Raw genomic sequence first — 18777 nt, forward strand, 5'->3', positions numbered from 1 at the left:
TTTTGAAATCCGGGGGCAGCGACGTCAGCCAATGCTCTCCTTTTCCATACGTTCCAGTTCGTTCTGAAGAGTGACTCGTATCCGTTCACGCTCCTCTTTCAGCGAGCCCCGCTGTTCCTTGGGGAGTGGCATGATGGGTTTGCCAAAATGCGCTGTGATGGGATTTCGCTTGATTTTGGAGGAACCTACGGGCATGGCCTCATACGTCCCTTCGATATACAGCGGAATCACGGGGGCGTCCACGCTGGTCGCCAGCACGGCAACGCCTCCCTCAAGCGGCTTGAGGCGTCCGTCGAACGAGCGCGCGCCTTCGGGAAAAATCATCAGGCTTTCGCCGTTTTTCAGCAGGGAAAGAAATTTTTTCAACGCCAGCGCGGCGGCTTTCTCCGTCGTCCGGCTGACGGAGATCACGCCGAGATTGTTCATGAGCCAGGTGAAAAACGGGTTGATTTGAAAAAGTTCCTCCTTGCCGAGCGGGCGGAGCCGTCCCGGGAACACGCACCCCACCACGACAGGATCGAGATTGCTGACGTGATTTGCGGCGACGATCACGGGACGGTCAGCGGGAACAAGCTCTCTCCCGGTCACCTTCAAGCCGTTGTGGATTTTCAAAACGGCGAAGCACAGGTGCCTGGCAAGCCAGTACAGGAACGCCCTAAACATGGCACACCGCCCGTGCGATATCGGCGATCGCGTCCGCGACCTGTTCGGCGTTCATCGCGGACGAGTCAAGCAGCACGGCACCGGGCGCCTGTTTCAGCGGCGCGATGCTTCGCTTGACGTCGGCTTCGTCCCGCTGGAGGATCTCATCGAGCAGCTTCCGATACTCGACCTTCACGCCGCGGGCCGCCAGCTCGTCGTGACGGCGCTGCGCGCGCACTTCAGCCTGAGCCGTCAAAAACACCTTGACCGGCGCATACGGGAAAACCACGGTGCCCATATCGCGTCCGTCGGCCACCAGACCGCCTTTCAGAGCCTGATCGCGCTGGAGCATCAGCAGTTTTTCGCGCACCGAGGGCAGCGCCGAATAAAGCGAGGCGATCCTGTCGACCGCCGGCGTGCGGATCAGCGAAGATACGTCCGTGCCGTTGAGAAAAACGGAGGAAGCGCGGATCTCCACCGTTACGTCGAAAAGGGCTTTTCTAAGTTCCGGGCTCTCCTGCGCAGGGATCGCAAGGCTGTCGAGGTAATAAGCCAGCGCCCGATAGAGCGCTCCCGTGTCAAGATAACTGATGCCCAGTTTCGAGGCTACAAGCTTGGCTACCGTGCTTTTGCCGGCGCCCGCGGGGCCGTCGATGGCGATAACTCCCGTCCAGTTCACTGTCGCTTCCTCCTTAAACATCCGCTCTATACGATGCCGCCGTGCCGGATCATGCGGCGCAGCTGATCTGCGCTGTACTCACGGGCACAGCCGCTTTTCAAATGTCGCAGTTCCATACGGCCGATCCTGCGGCGGAACAGCACCTGCACTTTCAGCCCGGCGCTCTCGGCGATGAGACGGATCTCGCGCTTGACGCCTTCGTTCAGGACGAAGCGCAGCCACCGCCCTTCCGGCTCCCGTCGTAAAAAATCGACGCCGACGGGATGAAGCCTTTCCCCCGCGAAAATCGTTCCTTCCCGAAGCCGCCGCATTTCCCGTTCGTTCGGCACGCGGTCGAGCAGGACCTCGTATTCTTTCGTGATCCCCGCGCGGGGGTGGATCATCTCCTGCGAGAAATCCCCGTCGTTCGTCAGCATCAAAAGCCCCTCGCTCTGCAGATCCAGGCGCCCTACCGGGAACAGGCGGTAATAGTCGTATTCGCGCGGCAGCAGATCGAGGATCACGGGATAACTGCGGTCGCTCACCGCGCAGATATATCCGCGCGGCTTATGGAGGACCATGTAGATTTTTCTCTCCGGACGGACCTCCACGTCGTCGACCGTGACGATCTCTCCGTCGGAAACGTCGTAGCCCGGCTCGGTGACCTGATAACCTCCGCAAACGACGCGGCCGGCGAAGATGAACTCTTCGACCTTGCGTCTCGAACCGACTCCGCAGAGGGCCAGATATTTATTCAGTCTCATCTTCGGCGGCCTCGATTCCCGTTTCCGGAACCGTTGCCAGTTCCGCGGAAGGATCTTCCGGTTCCGGACGGTGCCGCTTCAACTCCTCGAGTTCGTCGATCGTCGGCAGATCGGAGATGGCCCCCAGCCCGAAGATCTCCAGGAATTTCGTCGTCGTGCGGTACAGAAGAGGCGAACCGGTGCTTTTGCGCCGTCCGGCAATGCGCGCCAGTCCGTAGCCAAGCAGCGTGTCGATGACGCGATCGCAGCGCACGCCGCGGATCGCCTCGATCTCGGAACGGGTCACCGGCTGGCTGTAGGCGATCACCGCCAGCGTCTCGAGAGACGCCCGCGTCAGCCTGACGCGTTCGCTCTCGTCGGCGGCGTGAAATTTGTCCATGGTCTCGCTCAGATCGCTGGCGGTCGTCATGAACCACTTCCCGCCGAGTTCGACGATCTCCAGGCCGTGCGAAAGAGCGTAACTTTCGCTCAACCGAGCCAGCACCTTGCGGACCGAGGCCGCCGGCTGGCCCGTCGCCAGCGAAATTTCCGGCACGGAAGCGCCGTCGGCCGCGACGAAGAGGATCGCCTCGATCTGCCGGATCAGAAGATTTTCAGGCTCTTCTTGCCGTGATAAAGACATCGCCAAACAGCTCCTTCTGCACCAGCGTCACAAAGTTCCTCCGCGACAGTTCCAGCAGCGCCAGCAGCGTTACCACCAGCGCGCCGCGTCCCGGCTCTTCCTTCAGCAGGGAACGCAGGGACAACCCCTCCGAAAAAGCGGTCAGACGCTCGAGCACGCGTTCCATGCGGTTTTCCACCTGCACTTCGTCGGGGATCTGCGCCGGCACTCCGCCGTCGTCCCAGTCGTCTTCGTCGGGCAGTTCGAGACTCGCGCTCCGACGACGGTCGAGCAGTTCGAGCCACTGCAGAGAGAGCGAATAAAGATCGCCGAGATCGAAAAACGGATCGAGCGCTTCCCCTTTGCGGAAACGGCGCCGGTCGGCTTTTTCCTTCAGATCGATCAGCCGCGAGACCGCCTCGCGGTAAGGACGATAACGCTCCAACAGACTTTCGACATTTTCGGCATCGTCCAATACGGTTACTTCACCGTCGTCTTCATGGACTTCATATCGGGGCAGCAAAGACGAAGCCTTCTGCCGCACCAAATGCGCCGCCTGCGCTATGAATTCGGCCACCGAAGCGATCGGCAGCCCGCCGCTTCGGGCCAGATAGGCGCCGTATATGGAGATGACCTCGGCGACGCTGATCCGCGCAGCCTCGATCTGGCCCTGATCAATCATATGGCAGAGCAGATCGAGCGGGCCGGAGAACCCCTCAATTTCAAGCTGAAACATGGCGTTCGACGCTGCACCAGCGTTCCCGGCGGCGCTTGGCTCCGATCAGATCGAGGAAATAAACCGGCAGGCCCGTCTTCTGCGCCAAAGCTTTCGAAAAATACGACAGCGGCGGATTCTCCATCTCGCCATGGTCGCAGAGCATCACGCTCAGACCGGCGTCGACGGCTTCCAGGCACTCATGATAACGGAGGTCGGCCGTCGCATAAAGCACGGAACCGGTCCGCCCCAGATTCTTCCAAAGCTCGCCGCCCGAGCCGCCGCACAAAGCGACGCAATCCACCGCCGAGCCGCCGTCATAGAGGCGATAGCCGGAGAGATCCCATTTCCGAGCAATTTCGCAGGCAATCTCTCCGGCCGGGGCGGAACGAACGGAACCGACCGCTCCCATGCCAAAACCGCGCTCCGTCGCCGGAGGCTCGAGCGGCCTTGCGTCTCCAAGTCCGGCCAGCTGCGCCAGTTTCTCGTTCACGCCGCCGCGGGCGCTGTCGAAATTCGTATGGCAGGCGATGAGACAGACGCCGCTTTGAAACGCCGCCTCGACGGTCTTCGGGTCGCAGCGATCGCAGATCATATCTTCCTGCGGCGCGAACAGCAGCGGATGATGAGTGATCAAAAGCTCGCAGCCACGCCGCGCCGCCTGTCTGACGGCCTCTGCGGAAGGATCCAGCGCCACGGCGATCCTGGCGACAAGCGCGTCGTATCTGCCGAGTCGCAGGCCGCAACGATCCCAGCTTTCCGCAAGTTCGAAAGGAGCGAGATCATCGATCAGCGGGATCAGTTCCCGCACTTTCAACGCGCTCATTCACACCACTCTCTTCAGCAAGACTTCAAGGCGCCGGAGCACACTCCGCCGCCAGAGAATACACAGAATCAATTTCAGTCCCTTTTTAAGAACAATTTCCATGATTATACCACGACGCATGAAGAACAAATTTTTCATACTCGTTTCCGCGAAAAAGGCGAAGGTTCGTTCCTCTTTTTAAGTTAAGCTTTTAAGCCCCGAAGACACGCCGGACACGGATAAGGTCTTCCCCATCAAGGAGAAGACCTTATCCGTGTCCGCTATTTCAAGAAAAACGATCATGCTTTGTAATCAATTCCGGCAATTTTATCAAGCTTATAGAGACTGTGCACCGCATCGATGTAACGGACCGTTCCGCTTTTGGCGCGCATCACGAGGGAACTCGTGTAGATCCGTTCGCCCTCGTAACGGACGCCCTTCAAAAAGTCGCCGTCCGTGATGCCGGTGGCGGCAAAGAACACGTCGTCGCTGCGAACCAGGTCGTCGATCGTCAGTACTTTATTGAAGTCCATTCCGGCATCGAGCGCCTTCTGACGCTCTTCGTCGCTGCGCGCCCAAAGTTTGCCCTGCATGTTGCCGCCCATGGCCTTGATGGCGCAGGCCGTAATGACGGCCTCGGGGGTGCCGCCGATACCCATGAGCATGTCGGCGCCGCGCTCCAATTTACAGGTCAGCAGCGCGCCGGCGATATCGCCGTCGGTGATGAGCTTGATGCGGGCGCCGGCCGCGCGGATCTCTCCAATGAGTTTTTCATGGCGGGGACGGTCCAGCACGACCACCGTGATATCGCCCGTGGCCTTTTTGCGGGCTTCCGCGACGCGGCGGATATTTTCCGCCACCGGAGCTTCGATGTCGATGACGTCTTTCGCTTCAGGGCCGACGACCAGTTTGTTCATGTAAAAAACCGTCTTGGGATTGAACATCGTGCCGCGCGGCGCTCCGGCGACGACGCTGATCGCGCCGCTGATGCCGAGGGCCGTCAAACGCGTTCCGTCGATGGGATCCACCGCGATGTCCACTTCGGCGTTCTTGCCGGTGCCAAGGTGTTCGCCGTTGAACAGCATCGGCGCTTCGTCTTTTTCTCCTTCTCCGATCACCACGATGCCGTCCATGTCCACGGTGTTGAGCATGTAACGCATCGCGTTGACGGCGGCGCCGTCGGCGGCGTTTTTGTCGCCGCGCCCCATCAGGCGCCCGGCCGACATGGCGGCGGCCTCCGTGCCGCGGCAAAACTCAAGCGCTAAATTTCGATCGGGCAGACGCGTGGTGCCAAACAGACTTTTCACTACGGACCCCTCCCTCAAAGGATATCGTTGGATCTACTCAAAACGAGCAAAAATCTCGTCGACAAAACGGAAGTAATAATCGTTCGTAAAAAGCTGCGCCAATTCCGTTCGGTCGATTTTCCCCTTGATCAGTTCGTCGCCAGCCAGCAGGTCGAGGAAATGACCTTCGCCGTTCCATGTCTTCATGGCGTTGCGCTGCACGGCCAGATACGCGTCTTCGCGGCGCATGCGGTACTTTTCCACCAGCTGAAGAAGAACTCTTTGACTGTACACCAGCCCGCCGGTCAGCTCGAGGTTCTCCTGCAGGCGCTGCGGCGAAACGTCAAGACCGCGGACGACGCGCCCAAGCGTTTTCAGCATGTAGTGGGCCAGATGAAAAGCGTCGGGCCAGATGAGCCGTTCGGTGCTGGAGTGGCTGATGTCGCGTTCGTGCCAGAGGGCAACGTTTTCCTGCGCCACGATCGTGAAGGAGCGCAGCATGCGCGCCATACCGCAGATTTTCTCGCACTGGATGGGATTGCGCTTGTGAGGCATCGCCGACGAACCTTTTTGTTTCTTGCCGAACGGCTCGAGCGCCTCGCGCACTTCCGTGCGCTGCAGGTGGCGGATCTCGGTGGCGATCCGTTCCATCGCGGCGCCGAGGCTGGCCAGAGCGAACATGACGACGGCGTGCCGGTCTCTCTGAATGATCTGCGTCGAAACGAGATCCGGTTTCAGCCCCAGTTCGGCGCAGACGGCAGCTTCGATATGAGGCGGGCAATGGGCGTAGGTGCCGACGGCGCCGGAAATCTTTCCGCAGGAGATTTCCTCTTTGGCACTTTCCAGACGTTTGCGGTCCCGCAGCAGTTCCGAATACCAGTTCAGTATCTTCAGGCCGAACGTGATCGGCTCGGCGTGAACGCCGTGGCTGCGCCCGACGGAAGGCGTGTATTTATACTTTTCCGCCTGTTCGAGCACGTCCTTCATGAAAACGTCGAGCTCGCGCATCACGACGTCCAGCGACTGCCGCAGGCGAAGGGCGCTCGCCGTGTCCTCCACGTCGCTGCTGGTCAGGCCGAGATGGATGTAACGGCCTTCCGCCCCCACATGGTCGGCCATGTTCGTGTCAAAGGCGATCATGTCGTGCTGAACTTCGGCCTCGATCTTCAGGATCTCGTCGGCGTCGAAACCGCTGCGCTCGTCGATTTTCTTCATCGCTTCGGCCGGGATGACGCCGTCTTTCGCCCAGGCGTGGCAAACGGCCAGTTCGACGACTTCCCAGCTGCGATACTGATTCTCGAGAGACCAGATCTCTTTCATTTCTTTCGTCTCATACCGTGGGATCATGCTATACGAGCCTCCAATGAGTTAATTTTCCGGAGCCGCTTCTCCGAAAAGGGCTTCCACAAATTCTTCGGCGTCGAAGAGTTTCAGGTCTTCCGGCGCTTCGCCAAGACCGATGTAGCGAATGGGCAAACGCAGTTTGTCGGCGATCGAGAGGACGATCCCGCCTTTGGCCGTGTTGTCGTACTTGGCGAGGACGACGCCGGTCAGCCGTGCGGCCTCGTTGAAGACTTCCGCCTGCCGGAAAGCGTTCTGGCCGATGACCGAGTCGAGCACAAGAATGCTTTCCACGTGCTCTTTTCCGACTTCACGTTCGATCACCCGATAGATTTTTCCCAGTTCTTCCATGAGGTTGTGCTTGGACTGGAGTCTTCCCGCGGTATCCACGATCAAAACATCTGCCTTGGACGACCGCGCCGCCGTGATCGCGTCGAACACGACCGCGGCCGAATCGCTGCCCTGCTTCTGCGCGATCACGCGGATCCCGCTTTTTTCGCCCCAGACCTGCAGCTGCTCTATCGCTGCGGCCCGAAAGGTGTCCGCGGCGGCGACAATGACTTTCTTGCCCGATTCTTTATAAAGCCACGCCAATTTTCCCGTCGTGGTCGTTTTTCCGCTGCCGTTCACCCCGACCATCAAGATCACCGAGAGGCCGTTTTCGCCGCTTTGCAGCGGCGCGCCCATGCGCGGGATCCCGTCGAGGCGTTTTATCAGTTCGCTTTTGAAATGTCGGAGCAGCTCTTTTCCCTCACAGCGGCATCGTGCATGATACGCTCGCATTTCGTCAAGGAGCGTTTCCGTCGTCTCCAGCCCCACATCGCCCGCGATCAGCACATCTTCGAGATCCATCCAAAAGTCTTCGTCGATCGCGCCGCCGAAGAGCCGCATGATGTTGGCGCTCCAGCGACAGCGAACGCCGCCGAGTTTCTCTTTCAACTTGCCGAAAAAGGACATGGGCTAGCTTTTTTCCTCCTCAGAATCTGCCCGCGAAGGTGGCTCGGAGACAGATCTTTTCCTGTTGACCGGGCGATGGGACCCGTGAGTCGAGGAACGGCGCGCCCACGCTCCTGAGCGGCGCGCCTCTGCCGGCACTCCGCCCCCATGCTTCCCGCGGTCTGGGACTGCTGCTCGTCAGTTCTCCGCTCATCTCTGCGCTTCTGATCTTTAGAGCCGGACGATCTTGAGGAAGGTTTTGCCTTGCCCCCTCGGAGAATATTTTTCTGTCCCGCTTTCTTCTGCTCCCAAACTGGCTCCTCTTTGCTCCTGGGATCTGTCTTGCCCTCTGTCGCAAAAACGCGGGTGTTCTTCCTGCGATGCCGGCGGCGCGCTTCTTCTGTATATTCCGCAGTGCCTTTCCCATTGCCCGCCGTTACGTCGGAAACGTTTACAACCGTCACCCGCGTTTCGTCGCGATCGTCTGATATTTTTTTTGTTCCGCTGTACTGAGGACAACTCTCACATCCCGAACAGCCGCGCTCCTCACCGACGATCGGAGCGCCTCCCTCAAACACCATCAGCGCTTGCCCTCTCTCGTCAAGGCCGTGCTCTTCGTTGCTCCACGGTTTGCCGGCGAGCAGCGTTTCCTTGAACTGTTGATACATCGTCACGGGGATGCTGACGTTTCCTTCAGGACCATGAATGCTGCAGGTCCGCGTCGCCAGATCGACGCCCGTCAAGATCCACGTTCCCTGTTCCGTCCTGATCTTGGCTCCGTGAGACGGCAGGCTCTTCCACAATTCATGATACGTGTTCTGTTCAAAGCTCATGCAGCACATAAGCCGTCCGCACAGCCCGGAGATCTTGGTCGGATTGAGAGCCAGATTCTGCTCCTTGACCATTTTGATGCCGATCGGCATAAAACGATGAAGCCAGTAGCTGCAGCAGCAGACACGGCCGCAGGCACCGATGCCCTTGACGACCTTGGATTCGTCTCTGACTCCGATCTGCCGCAGCTCGATGCGCGTACGGAATTCGCGGGCCAGATCCCGAACGTAAGCGCGAAAATCGACGCGCTGCTCGGAAGTGAAATACAGGAACAGTTTTTTGCGGTCGTTCATGTATTCCACGTCGACCAGTTTCATGTCAAGATCATGACGGCTCAATACCTGTCTGGCGGTGACAAGGACGCGCTCTTCTTCGCCGCGGTTGTCCTTTTCTTTCTCCAAATCTTCCGTCTCGGCCCTATGCAGGAAGGTCACGTTCTGGAGCCCGGAATCGCTGCCCGACTGTCCCTCCTGACGATTGTCTATGGCCCGGTAAAGGGCTTCCTGGCGTTCCGTAATCTCCCCGGCGACGACGGCGATCTCCGTCCCCCGAGAACTTTCTACGAGCAGCTGCTCGCCTTTTTCAAAACGAATGCTGTTTTCGGCAACGATCAGCCCCAGGTAACGCGGTTTGCCGAAAATCGTCAAATACATGCTCAAAGGGATACTCCTCTCTCAAAAGAAGAAACAAAAGGTCTGTCCACATCGCTGCGGACAAGTGGGTGGCGAGCGCCGTCTCGGCAAGCTGACGCAACGCCCCGGCACGCGTCAACTCTCCGTTTTTGCAGAGCCACGACGCATAGCCATGCGCCATGGCGTACCATTTCTGTCCGTCGTTTTTCTCGTTTTCTTTCAGCCAGCGCAGCCATTCGGACTGGGAAGCCGGAGGCGTCAGAGGTGCGATTTTTTCTTCCACGGAGAATGATAACATCCACAGACGACTTCGCAAAGTAGAAAGGATGGTGCCGCGATCCATCATATACAGAAGACGTCCCTTGGACGGCGGTTCTTCGGTAATCTTGAGCAGACTGTTCACGGCTCCCGGGCTCATCTTTTCGGGAGCGTAAAACACCAGAAGCCGCACCGGCGCGACGACAGGCGAAAGCGACAGGTCGGCGCTTTTCGCGCGGCATTCGTCGACGGGCGCGGGCACATCTGGTTCTCCGGCCACCAACAGGTCGGGATGTTCCATGTCAACCCAGGCCCGACACGATGGGCACTGGCCGCAGGCGGAACCCGATTCGCACAGGATGCGGCGAGCCAGCGAAAGCATGACCTCCCGCTGCCAGGGCAGACGGATCTCGATGCCGATCGAGCCGGGGATCGATCCCCGAGCGATAAATTTCAGCAACTCACGCCAATGAACGTCGTTCTGCCAAAAGATTTCGCTCTGACTCATCTGACGCAACGCCTTTTCAATTCGGAGAAAATCGTCTCCTCAATCTCGTCCTCGTCCGCCCGGGCGTCGACTCTGAAAAATCTCGAGCCGTTCCTTTCGGCCAATTCCTTGAATCCGCAGGCGACGGTCTGATGGAATTTCAAGTCTTCGCCTTCGATCCTATCGCTTCCGCCGCGGCCGGCCATCCTCTTCCTCGCTTCTTCCACCGGGAGATCAAGCCAGACCGTCAGGTCGGGCTCAGGAATCCCGCACCACTTTATCAGGCTCTCCAGAATGTCTTCTTTCAGTCCGCGTCCCCAGCACTGATAGGCCCGGGTGGAGTCGTTATAGCGGTCACAGACGACCCATTCCCCTTGATCCAGAGCGGGTTGAATGACCTGCACGACGTGTTCGCACCGGTCGGCCACAAAAAGCATGATCTCGGTCATCGGGTGCCGGAGCCGCCCGTTCAGCAGAAGAGCGCGCAGAATATCCCCGTGGGGCCAGTCTCCCGGTTCATGCGTCTCCGTCACTTTTTTGCCCTCGCGCCTCAAACGCGTCGCGAGGCGCCTGGCCTGTGTCGACTTGCCGGAGCCGTCGATCCCTTCTATCGTGATAAACATTTATGCCTCACTCCACCAGAATGAAATTTTTACTGGAATACGTGCGCTTCTAAAGTTATACTATAAGCTGCGAATATTTTACACGAATCAATTCATTGGGAGGCGATCCACGGTGAACCAGCTCGTCAGAGAACTCGAAAAGAAATACCGCGAAAGCTGCATGACGTTTTACCGCCATCTCCACGCTCATCCGGAGCTCAGTTACCACGAAGAGAAAACCGCGGCTTTCGTGTACGACATTTTGAAGAGCCTGCCGCTGGACGAAATTCGTCCGAACGTCGGCGGTCACGGCGTCGTCGCGCTTTTAAAGGGCGCACGGCCGGGGCCGTGCATCGCGCTCCGCGCCGACATGGACGCGCTGAGCATCCAGGAGAATACGAACTGTCCCTTCGCCTCGCAAACTCCCGGCGTGATGCACGCCTGCGGACACGACGCCCACACGGCGATCCTGTTGGGGACCGTCCACGTGCTCTGCGAGATGAAATCGCAGATCGCCGGTTCGCTGAAGTTCGTCTTCCAGCCCTCGGAGGAGATGACGCCGACAGGCGGCGCGCCGGGGATGATCCGCGACGGCGTTCTTGAAAATCCCGATGTCGACGCGATCATCGGCCTTCACGTCTGGCCGACGCTGGCGACGGGGACGATCGGCTTGCAGGCCGGCGCGGTGTCCGCCTCTTCCGATCATCTTCGCGCCACGATCCATGGCGTCGCCAGTCACGGGTCGATGCCCGACCTGGGCGTTGACGCCATCGTGGCGGCCTCGGCCGTCGTCATGGCGCTTCAGCCTATTATTTCACGAAACCTGTGTCCCCGCAATACCGCGGTCATCACCATCGGCACCATCAAAGGCGGCGACCGCTACAATATCGTCCCCGACCGCGTCGACCTCGATGGCACGGTGCGCAGCTTCGACGAGGCGGATCACAAAAAGCTGCCGCAGTGGATCGAGCGGGCGATCTCCAACACGGCCGCCGCGTACGGCTGCACGGCCGAGATCGATTATCAGAGGGGATTCCCGGCGACGATGAACCACGAACGGCTCGTGAGCATCGGCCGGGAAGTGATCCGCGACGTGCTGGGAGAAACGGGCGTGCTGCCCGATCTTTCCGTGCCGCCGACGGGCGAGGATTTTTCGTTTTATACGCTGAAAGTTCCGGCCGCTTTCGCCTGGCTCGGCTGCCGCCCTGACGGCGTCAAGCCCGAAGACATGCCGGCGCTCCACAACGACCGTTTCCTTCCCGACCCCGCCTGTTTCCCCTATGGAATTCAGTACCTCGCTTCAATGGCGCTGAAACTTCTCGACTCCGACCTGAAAGGACTCAAAAAATGACGTGCACGCTAACCGAAAACGATCGCATTCAGAAAATGATCGAACGCCGCCGCGATTTTCACCGCTATCCCGAGACCGGCTGGACGGAGTTCCGCACCACGGCCAAAGTCGCCGAAATCATGGATCGGCTCGGCTATACCTTGAGATTCGGAGGGGACTTCATGAGACCGGAAACGATCATGGGACGGGTGATCGACGTTGAAGCGCAGATGCGGCGCGCCGTCGATCAGGGGGCCGACCCCGCATGGGTGAAAAAAACGGGCGGCATCACCGGCCTCTGCGCCGAGCTGGACACGGGACGCGACGGCCCCGTCGTCGCCATGCGCTTCGACATCGATTGCGTGGATACCGACGAAGCCGCGGACGAAGGGCACCTTCCCGCCAGGGAAGGTTTCCGCTCCGTCAACAAGGGCTGGATGCACGCCTGCGGTCACGACGGGCACACCGCGATCGGCCTGGCGGTGGCCGAATACGTCTCCGAACACAAAGACTCCCTCAAAGGCAAGATCCGTTTTCTCTTTCAGCCGGCGGAAGAGGGCGTGCGCGGCGGCTACGCGATGACGCAGGCCGGCCTGCTGGACGACGCGGACTGGTTCATCGCGCTCCATCTCGGCCTCGGCGTGCCGACAGGAACGGTCTACGGCGGCACCTATGGTTTCCTCTGCACTACGAAAATCGACGTCGATTTCACCGGCAAGGGGGCCCACGCCGGCGGCGAGCCCAATCAGGGGAAAAACGCGCTGCTGGCGGCCGCCTCGGCCGCGCTGAACCTCCACGCCATCGCCCCGCATCGCGACGGGCCGACGCGCATCAACGTCGGCGTGCTTCAGGCCGGCGAAGGACGCAACGTCGTGCCTCCCAAGGCGTCCATGAAGATCGAGACGCGAGGCGCGACCGACGACATTCTCAAATATGTGTACGAGCGCGCCGTTCAAGTCATTCAGGGGGCCGCCGCCATGTACGACTGCACGGCGGAGATCTTCAAACGCGGCGAGGCGAACACCGCCGACAGCGATCGGGAGATCGTCGACATCATCTGCGACGCGGCCCGCGAGGTTAAGGGCGTCACGAAAGTCTTCCCCAAACAGCTGATGTCGGGAAGCGACGACGCCTGCTGGATGATGAAGCGCGTGCAGGATCGCGGCGGCAAAGCCACGTACGTCGGTCTGGGGGCGACCATCGCCGCGGGACACCACAACGACCATTTCGACTTCGACGAGGCCTGCCTGCCCATCGGCTGCGACGTCCTCTGCGGCGCTATCAGGCGTCTCTCCGGAAAATAAAGAAACGACAGAAAGCGGGGAATCTGCTTCGCCGCAAATTCCCCGCTTTCATCATGCTATCGTCCCGCCGCCAGCCGACGAACGATCCCTTCGTCGGCCGGACAGAAGTCGAAATCCAACAGACGCGCCGGCGCGACCCATCGCATCTCCCGATGCACGTTCAGCGTCGCCGTTCCGCTCTGAATCCGGGCCTTGAAAAAATTGAAATGGATCGTCCCATCCGGATAAGCATAGCTCAGATCGGCATAAAGCCCCTCCAGCTTGAGGCAGACGCCCAGCTCTTCGCGGCATTCGCGGATCAGACATTCTTCCATGGATTCTCCGGGCTCGCGCTTGCCGCCGGGAAACTCCCAGCGATCGGCGCAGTTCCCGCCGCCTTGCCGCTGGCAGATCAAAATTTTCCCTTTATCGCCGCAGATGATGGCAGCCGCCACGTCGATCATGGCATCTTTCCTCGCTTTCGCACGGTGGATTTTCTATCGTCATTTTCATTGTAACAGTCCTCCCGAATCGCGCAAGGTCGCTCGGCCGCTTTTGTGCGGTCGAGTTCGCCGCTCACGTCTTTCGCTGAAGAAGTGCTATAATGAGACAATGTTCAGCCGGAGCAGACTTTTGCCTCCTCCGGCCAATCTTCTGCATTTCCCGAAAGGAGTTCCATCATGTCCCTTTGTCCTTGTGGTTCACACCGTGAATTGGAAGAATGCTGCCGACCCATTATCAAAGGCAGCCGCCGCGCCAAAACTGCCGTAGAATTGATGAAGGCCCGCTACGTGGCCTACACGACCGGCGACGTCGATTTTATCATTTCCAGCCATGATCCGGAAACACGGGAGAACGTCAGCAAGGAAGCGACCGAAGAATGGTCCCGTTCGGCGCGCTGGCTCGGCATCGAGATCCTCAGCACGGTCGGCGGCGGTCCGGACGATGACGACGGCGTCGTCGAATTCGTGGCCCATTTCGAACTTGAGGGCAAAAAAATAAACCACCACGAGAAATCGTACTTCAAAAAGATCAACGGGAACTGGTTCTTCGTGGACGGTCAGATCGTCCCCGAAACGTACGTCCGTTCGGCCCCGAAAGTGGGACGGAACGACCCGTGCCCCTGCGGAAGCGGAAAGAAATACAAGTTCTGCTGCGGCAAAAACCGTTAGGTCTTTCCATGGCTTCTCAAATCGGCTTCGACAACGAAAAATACCTGAAGGAGCAAACCGCGGCCATCGCGGAACGGGTCAGGCAAAACGGGCAAAAACTCTACCTTGAATTCGGCGGCAAGCTTATTTTCGACTATCACGCGGCGCGCTGCCTTCCCGGCTTCGATCCCAACGTGAAGATGCGCCTGCTGGAGAGTTTTCGCGACGAGGCGGAAGTCATCATCTGCCTCTATTCGGGAGACGTCGAGCGCAAAAAAATCCGCGCCGACTTCGGCACCACGTACGATTCCGAAGTCCTCCGCCTGATCGACGAATTCACGCAGCGCGGCCTGCACGTGGCCGGCGTGGTGATCACCCGTTTCGAAGGCCAGCCGACCGTCCAGAACTTCCGCCGGCGTCTGGAGAACCGCGGCATCGCCGTTTATACGCACTATGCCACCAAAGGCTATCCCACCGACGTGGACACCATCGTCAGCGAAGACGGGTACGGACGCAACGACTACATCCCCACCACCAAACCGATCGTCGTCGTCACCGCGCCGGGCCCCGGCAGCGGCAAACTGGCGACGTGCCTTTCACAGATCTATCACGATTACAAACGGGGCATCCATTCGGGCTATTCGAAATACGAGAGCTTCCCCGTCTGGAACCTGCCGCTCAAGCATCCGCTGAATCTGGCCTACGAGGCGGCGACCGCCGACCTCGGCGACGTCAATCTGATCGACCATTTTCATCTCGAAGCCTACGACCGAAAGACCGTGAACTACAATCGCGATCTGGAAGCCTTCCCCATCCTCCAGCGGATCCTCTGCCGTATCACCGGCGGCGACGCGGGCTACAAATCCCCCACGGATATGGGCGTCAACCGGATCGCCTGGGGGATCGTCGACGACGGCGCCGTGCGCGAAGCCTCCTGTCAGGAGATCATTCGCCGCTATTTCCGCACTTCCTGCGAGGTCGCGCTCGGTCAGGCGGACAAAAATTGCCTGCAGCGCATCAGCCTGATCATGAAAGAGCTGGATCTTCTCCCCGAATACCGCCGCGTGGTGATCCCGGCGCGGGAGGCCGTCAAGGAAGGCCAGGCACGCGGCAAAGGCGACGGCGGCATCTTCACCGGAGCGGCCATCGAACTGGCCGACGGCGCGATCGTGACGGGAAAGAATTCTCCGCTGCTCCATTCCTCTTCCAGCGCCGTGCTGAACGCAGCCAAGATCCTCGCTCACATTCCCGACGATATCGACTTGCTGCCGCACAACATCCTCCAGTCCCTTTCGTACTTCAAGAAAGAGATTTTCGGCGAGAACAAGCTGGCCCTCGATCTCGAGGAAACCTTGCTCGCCCTCAGCATCAGCGCCACTTCCAACCCCGCCGCCGCCGCCGCGGTGGAACAGCTGCGCCATCTGAGGAACCGGGAATGTCACCTTTCGCACATCCCGACGCCGGGCGACGAGAGCGGTTTCCGCAAACTGGGCATGAATCTCACGAGTGATCCGTCTTTCTCGAGCAAAAGTCTTTTCGACGAGTAAAAGCCGACGGCGCGCCGTCGGCTTTTCTTTATGCTAAAATTGACTGAAACTGAACAGGAGCTTTCGAGTATCGGGAGGTGATCCTTTTGGCTTTCACGGCCAGAAAATCCTTTGTTGCGGCCGGCGCACTTTTTCTCGTCTGTTCTTCGCTCTCTGCGGCGTTCGCCGTCCCAGACGCCAGCGTCACGGCCACAACGGTTCCGCAGGTCCCGGCGCCGGCAGCGGAGGATCAGAACCATCGCCGCTCTTCCGCGGGGCCTGCGCAGCTTCCTCGCTTTAAGGGCGTCGGCAACGCCCACGGCAAAGTCGAGACGGGATTCGTGCGCGAAGAGAAGTCCCACGATCTTCTTGAGGACAAGGAGCAGCAGAGCGGGATCAAGTTTTCCCCGGGGATCCAAAAACTTGTCGATAACGCCGGCAAGACGATAAAGGACATCGACGAAGCGACTTTGAATGCCGTGCAGGCACCGCTCGGCCTTTTGGGAATCGAGGCCGAGAGCGCGAGAATTCGCCCTTCTCACGGCGGCGTCGGCCTGGGGATCTCGATAAAACTGGATAAAAAGAAAAAGCACGCGGAGAATGAAAACGAAGCCGCGCCGGCACGCCACGAGGGAAACGAACTCTACGAACTCCTCGCTCCTCAAAACGGCGGCACCCATTCTCCGTCCGGCTTTTAGAAAAGGAGACCATGCACATGTTCACTTCTACGATAGCGCCGTTGATCCTTTGTCTCTGTGCCCTGGCATTTTTCTGGCTGGGTTTTTCCTTTCGGCGCGCCGGCCGTCCGGGAAAAGCGGCGTTCGACTTCGTCTGCGGTTTCTCCCTGCTTATCGTGCTCTACTACATTATGACCGAATTTCGCTAAGCCAAGTGACAGAGGGATGCAGAGCAACATCTGCGTTCCTCTTTGATTTTTGCCGGGAGCCCCAACTTGTACTTTAGAGGGATCTGCTGTATCATTTCTTTTTTGAAAGACATCTTTCAGCGGCAGCAATCCGGCAAAGTAAGGAGCATTCTCATGTATTCAGTAGACAAAATCCGAAATTTGGCGATCGTGGCTCACATCGACCACGGCAAGACCACGCTGATCGACTCCATTTTCCGCGGCGCTCACACGTTCCGTGAAAACGCACAGATCGCGGAGCGTGTCATGGACAGCGGCGAACTCGAGCGCGAGCGCGGCATCACGATCACGTCCAAACATTGCACCGTCGAATGGAACGAATACCTGATCAACATCATCGACACGCCCGGGCACGCCGATTTTTCCGGCGAGGTAGAGCGCGTCCTCTCGATGGTCGACAGCGTTCTCCTTCTGGTCGACGCCAACGAAGGGCCGATGCCTCAGACGCGTTACGTCCTTTCCCGCGCGCTGGCCATGGGGCTGAAACCGATCGTCATCATCAACAAGGTGGATCGTCCCGCAGCGACGCCTTACCAAGCGCTCGAGAAGACTTTCGATCTGTTTCTCGAACTCGGCGCTACGGACGAGCAGGCCGATTTTCCCGTGCTTTACGGTTCGGGACTGGCCGGGTGGCTGGTGCGCAATCTCGAAAAGGATGCCCATGAAGGGATGGATGCCTTGTTTCAGACCATCGTCGACAGGGTTCCGCCGCCTCCCGCCACCGCCGACAAACCATTTCTCATGCAGGTCAGCACGCTGGCCTGGAACGATTATGTCGGACAGATCGCCTGCGGCCGCGTCGTCGCGGGGACGCTGCACAAGAACGACCCGTTCGTCCACAGCCGCACCAAATGGATCGACGAAAACGACCGCAAAAAAGGCTGGGAGACGGTTTCCTCCAATCAGGAGAAAGCCGTGCACCTCTGGGTCACGCGCGGCCTTGAACGCGTGGAGGTCGACGAAGTTTTCGCCGGCGACATCGTCTGGCTTTCCGGTCCCAAGTCGATCAGCATCGGCGATACGATGGCCTCCGAAGCGCTGAACGGCGAAACGCTCCACCCGCTCGACATCGAGGAGCCGACGGTTTCCATGTTCTTCCTCGTCAACAACAGCCCCTTTGCCGGACGCGACGGCACGCCGCTGACGCTGCGCCAGCTCAAGGGACGGCTCGAGCGCGAATGCCAGACGAACGTCGCCCTGAGAGTCGAAGATCTGGGGCGCCCCGACGGCCTGAAGGTTTCCGGGCGCGGCGAGCTGCAGATGGCCATTCTGGTGGAACAGATGATCCGCGAAGGCTCGGAACTCTGCGTTTCCCGCCCCGAAGTCATCACCAAGACCGACGAGTCGGGGCATCTTCTCGAGCCGATCGAACAGCTGATCGTCGACGTCCCCGAAACGTACCAGGGCGTGGTCATCGAGAAACTGGCGGGGCGCAAGGCCGAAATGGTCAGCATGAACAATCTTTCCACGGGCATCGTCCGCATGGAATTCGACATTCCCACCCGCGGGTTGCTGGGGTACCGCAACACGTTCCTGACGGACACGCGCGGCCTCGGCATCATGTCTTCGCGTTTCCGCGGCTACGACCTGTGGCGCGGCGAAGTCGTCAGCCGCAACCGAGGCTCGATGGTCAGCATGGACACGGGGACCGCGACGAGCTATCAGCTGGAGAACCTTCAGGAGCGCGGCGTGCTCTTCATCAGTCCCGGCACGGAAGTCTACGCCGGCGAAGTGATCGGCGAACATTCCCGCCCCAACGACATTCCCTGCAACCCCACCAAGAGAAAAGCCCAGACGAACTACCGCTCGTCGACCAAGGAGATGGGGATCCACCTCGACGTTCCCCGCACAGTCGTTCTGGATCGTGCGTTGGAGTGGATCGCAGACGATGAACTCGTGGAGGCCACGCCCAAGGAAGTGCGCATCCGCAAGACGATTCTCGATATGACCGAACGCAAGAAGGCTGGAAAGATCAAAAACGAAGCTTAGGAAAGGAGCGATTAT

At 59.4% G+C, this 18777-nt stretch carries 20 protein-coding genes; 6 read left to right on the forward strand and 14 right to left on the reverse strand.

The features are described from left to right. Positions 1 to 24: 24 nt before the first annotated feature. The 12 genes from RAH42_RS06020 to tmk form a co-directional block, all read right to left on the reverse strand. Positions 25 to 663, reverse strand: coding sequence for a lysophospholipid acyltransferase family protein (locus RAH42_RS06020; RefSeq protein ID WP_078016145.1), 639 nt, complete (start codon positions 661 to 663; stop codon positions 25 to 27). Continuing rightward, positions 656 to 1321 (reverse strand): (d)CMP kinase, encoded by a 666-nt coding sequence (gene cmk / locus RAH42_RS06025; protein WP_078016144.1) that lies wholly within the window; start codon positions 1319 to 1321, stop codon positions 656 to 658. Before cmk ends, RAH42_RS06020 begins: the two co-directional genes overlap by 8 nt. 26 nt (positions 1322 to 1347) lie before the next feature. Further along, positions 1348 to 2064 carry a pseudouridine synthase gene (locus RAH42_RS06030; protein ID WP_317540178.1) on the reverse strand — a complete coding sequence of 239 codons (717 nt, stop codon included), beginning with the start codon at positions 2062 to 2064 and terminating at the stop codon, positions 1348 to 1350. Then, positions 2051 to 2686 carry an SMC-Scp complex subunit ScpB gene (gene scpB, locus RAH42_RS06035; protein ID WP_078016142.1) on the reverse strand — a complete coding sequence of 212 codons (636 nt, stop codon included), beginning with the start codon at positions 2684 to 2686 and terminating at the stop codon, positions 2051 to 2053. Before scpB ends, RAH42_RS06030 begins: the two co-directional genes overlap by 14 nt. Further along, on the reverse strand, positions 2658 to 3401 hold the full coding sequence (locus tag RAH42_RS06040) for a segregation/condensation protein A (protein WP_296428576.1): 744 nt from the start codon (positions 3399 to 3401) through the stop codon (positions 2658 to 2660). Before RAH42_RS06040 ends, scpB begins: the two co-directional genes overlap by 29 nt. After that, the gene (locus tag RAH42_RS06045; protein ID WP_317540179.1) at positions 3388 to 4206 is read right to left on the reverse strand and encodes a Nif3-like dinuclear metal center hexameric protein; all 819 of its coding nucleotides are present in this window, start codon (positions 4204 to 4206) and stop codon (positions 3388 to 3390) included. The genes RAH42_RS06040 and RAH42_RS06045 overlap by 14 nt, the downstream gene beginning before the upstream one ends. A 278-nt stretch (positions 4207 to 4484) precedes the next feature. Further along, on the reverse strand, positions 4485 to 5492 hold the full coding sequence (glpX, locus tag RAH42_RS06050) for a class II fructose-bisphosphatase (RefSeq protein WP_078016139.1): 1008 nt from the start codon (positions 5490 to 5492) through the stop codon (positions 4485 to 4487). Positions 5493 to 5525: 33 nt separating this feature from the next. Next, a complete protein-coding gene (gene purB / locus RAH42_RS06055; protein ID WP_317540180.1) occupies positions 5526 to 6818 on the reverse strand; it encodes an adenylosuccinate lyase in 1293 nt (430 codons plus the stop codon). Between the two features lie 21 nt (positions 6819 to 6839). Continuing rightward, the gene (gene ftsY / locus RAH42_RS06060; RefSeq protein WP_120371906.1) at positions 6840 to 7769 is read right to left on the reverse strand and encodes a signal recognition particle-docking protein FtsY; all 930 of its coding nucleotides are present in this window, start codon (positions 7767 to 7769) and stop codon (positions 6840 to 6842) included. Next, on the reverse strand, positions 7748 to 9232 hold the full coding sequence (gene ricT, locus RAH42_RS06065; protein WP_317540181.1) for a regulatory iron-sulfur-containing complex subunit RicT: 1485 nt from the start codon (positions 9230 to 9232) through the stop codon (positions 7748 to 7750). The genes ftsY and ricT overlap by 22 nt, the downstream gene beginning before the upstream one ends. After that, entirely contained in the window at positions 9162 to 9851 is a 690-nt protein-coding gene (locus RAH42_RS06070) for a DNA polymerase III subunit delta' (protein WP_317540182.1), read from the reverse strand. The genes ricT and RAH42_RS06070 overlap by 71 nt, the downstream gene beginning before the upstream one ends. A 122-nt stretch (positions 9852 to 9973) precedes the next feature. After that, complete coding sequence (gene tmk / locus RAH42_RS06075; protein WP_317540183.1) at positions 9974 to 10579, reverse strand: dTMP kinase; 606 nt, start codon at positions 10577 to 10579, stop codon at positions 9974 to 9976. Positions 10580 to 10691: 112 nt separating this feature from the next. Between tmk and RAH42_RS06080 the strand changes: the two genes are divergently transcribed. Together RAH42_RS06080 and RAH42_RS06085 are read left to right on the forward strand one after the other, a co-directional pair. Continuing rightward, positions 10692 to 11909, forward strand: coding sequence for an amidohydrolase (locus RAH42_RS06080; RefSeq protein WP_317540184.1), 1218 nt, complete (start codon positions 10692 to 10694; stop codon positions 11907 to 11909). Between the two features lie 35 nt (positions 11910 to 11944). Then, a complete protein-coding gene (locus RAH42_RS06085) occupies positions 11945 to 13192 on the forward strand; it encodes an amidohydrolase (protein WP_317540185.1) in 1248 nt (415 codons plus the stop codon). Positions 13193 to 13248: 56 nt separating this feature from the next. On the opposite strand, the gene RAH42_RS06090 is transcribed toward RAH42_RS06085, so the two are convergent. Further along, positions 13249 to 13635, reverse strand: coding sequence for a (deoxy)nucleoside triphosphate pyrophosphohydrolase (locus tag RAH42_RS06090; protein WP_078016131.1), 387 nt, complete (start codon positions 13633 to 13635; stop codon positions 13249 to 13251). Between the two features lie 216 nt (positions 13636 to 13851). Here RAH42_RS06090 and RAH42_RS06095 point away from each other — a divergent pair, with 216 nt between their 5' ends. The 3 genes from RAH42_RS06095 (at position 13852) to RAH42_RS06105 (ending at position 16546) form a co-directional block, all read left to right on the forward strand. After that, on the forward strand, positions 13852 to 14343 hold the full coding sequence (locus tag RAH42_RS06095) for a YchJ family protein (protein WP_078016130.1): 492 nt from the start codon (positions 13852 to 13854) through the stop codon (positions 14341 to 14343). Positions 14344 to 14351: 8 nt separating this feature from the next. Continuing rightward, a complete protein-coding gene (locus tag RAH42_RS06100) occupies positions 14352 to 15869 on the forward strand; it encodes a DUF1846 domain-containing protein (RefSeq protein WP_078016129.1) in 1518 nt (505 codons plus the stop codon). Between the two features lie 86 nt (positions 15870 to 15955). Beyond that, entirely contained in the window at positions 15956 to 16546 is a 591-nt protein-coding gene (locus tag RAH42_RS06105) for a hypothetical protein (protein WP_317540186.1), read from the forward strand. On the opposite strand, the gene RAH42_RS06110 is transcribed toward RAH42_RS06105, so the two are convergent. Beyond that, positions 16543 to 16863: a hypothetical protein gene (locus RAH42_RS06110; RefSeq protein WP_205948269.1), complete on the reverse strand. Its 321-nt coding sequence runs from the start codon at positions 16861 to 16863 to the stop codon at positions 16543 to 16545. The genes RAH42_RS06105 and RAH42_RS06110 overlap by 4 nt on opposite strands. A 24-nt stretch (positions 16864 to 16887) precedes the next feature. Here RAH42_RS06110 and typA point away from each other — a divergent pair, with 24 nt between their 5' ends. After that, entirely contained in the window at positions 16888 to 18762 is a 1875-nt protein-coding gene (gene typA, locus RAH42_RS06115; protein ID WP_317540187.1) for a translational GTPase TypA, read from the forward strand. Positions 18763 to 18777: the final 15 nt, after the last annotated feature.

This window comes from Pyramidobacter sp. YE332, from assembly GCF_033060595.1.
Taxonomy (GTDB): Bacteria; Synergistota; Synergistia; order Synergistales; family Dethiosulfovibrionaceae; genus Pyramidobacter.